Below are 1,354 nucleotides of genomic sequence, written 5' to 3'. Positions count from 1 at the left end.
GGATAAAATCAACGATTGCCCCGCAATTCTTTGCATTTTCCACCGCTAAAAGCGTGGCGTTGCTATATGCACGGACAAGCCCACCTATGCCTAGCAATTTCCCGCCAAAATAGCGCACCACAATACACGCGCATTCCACAAGCTCCCGCCCACGCAGGACATTTAGCACAGGCACACCAGAGCTACCCTTTGGCTCACCATCATCGCTACTATTTTCGATAATTTGGCGAAATTCATTCACAGCGCGACTTGCGCGGACAAAATGCACGGCTTTTTTGTGCTTTTCTTGCAATTCGCTTAAAAGCTGCTCCGCGCCCTTTGCAGGGGCTAAATGCGCCAAAAATTTTGAGCCGTCCTTTTCATACTCGGCAATGCAAAGGGATTTTATCGTTTTCATTTTAGTGGCGAATCTCGCAGGGCGTGAATCTACTTTTTAAAATTAGAAATATATTCAGCCAAAATCTCAATATCATCATCGCTAAGCCCATTTGCTTGGAGATACATAATCGCCGAAGTTCCCCCGCGTGAGAGCGTTTTGGCGCGATAGCCTTTCATATCATCAATCAAAATTTGTTTGCTTAAATCAGCGATGAGAATGCTCCCAGCACTGCCCGGTGCGACTTTATCGCCCCTTGCGCCGTGGCAAGCGATACATTTTTTATACAAATCCACCGCTGATTTTTGCGGTGCTTTTTGCGCCACATTCGCAGAATCTTTTGCAGAATCCACGCTAGATTCTGCGATTTTTGTCGCATTCGCAGAATCTTTCGCAGAATCCGCAGAATCTACTTTCGCCACATTCGCCACATTTGAGCTAGATTCTGCGTTTTTCGCACTTTTCGCAGAATCCACGCTAGATTCTGCGATTTTCGCATTAGATTCTGCGTTTTTACTTGAATCGCCACACGCCACAAACGCCACTGCCACCGCTATTAACATCCACTTTTTCATCTTTCATCCTTTCGTTGAGTAAGATTTATCGATATAAAATTTTCGCCAAAGCGACTTATCGATTAATCCCAAATCGACCAAACGCGCCAAAACTTCCGCATTGCAATCGACATCTTTGGGCCACTCGCGCGTGAAATTTTCAAGCGCACCTTTGCGCGTGGCGTCAATGAGCGCGACATTGTTTTGCACCAAAATATCACGCTTTGCGTCAATATTGTTTGCAACGCGCCACAGGCACATATAGGGATTTTCCAAATCATTATCGCACGAATCCATCACAAAGACAATGCGACAATGCGCCGAGTGAAATGCGTCTATATGCTCCAAAACGCGCGATTTTTTATCGATTCCTAGCAAAATCAGCGGATTTTTGGTGTGCGTAAAATACTGCCTTAAAACCACT

Annotated in this window: 2 protein-coding genes and 1 pseudogene; all 3 read right to left on the bottom strand. The window is 45.5% G+C overall.

Annotated elements, in window-relative coordinates; genetic code table 11:
- On the bottom strand, window positions 1–397 hold a 397-nt coding region (locus ACWIUD_RS12020; RefSeq protein WP_454149395.1), incomplete at its 3' end, for a YigZ family protein.
- 29 nt (window positions 398–426) lie between these two features.
- The gene (locus ACWIUD_RS12015) at window positions 427–951 is read right to left on the bottom strand and encodes a c-type cytochrome (RefSeq protein WP_454149393.1); all 525 of its coding nucleotides are present in this window, start codon (window positions 949–951) and stop codon (window positions 427–429) included.
- A gap of 3 nt (window positions 952–954) precedes the next feature.
- Window positions 955–1,354: pseudogene (locus tag ACWIUD_RS12010) on the bottom strand (menaquinone biosynthesis decarboxylase); the annotation flags it as partial.

Source organism: Helicobacter sp. 23-1044 (assembly GCF_053654695.1).
Note: the sequence above shows the minus strand (reverse complement) of the source record. Positions and strands in the feature narration are given on the sequence as shown.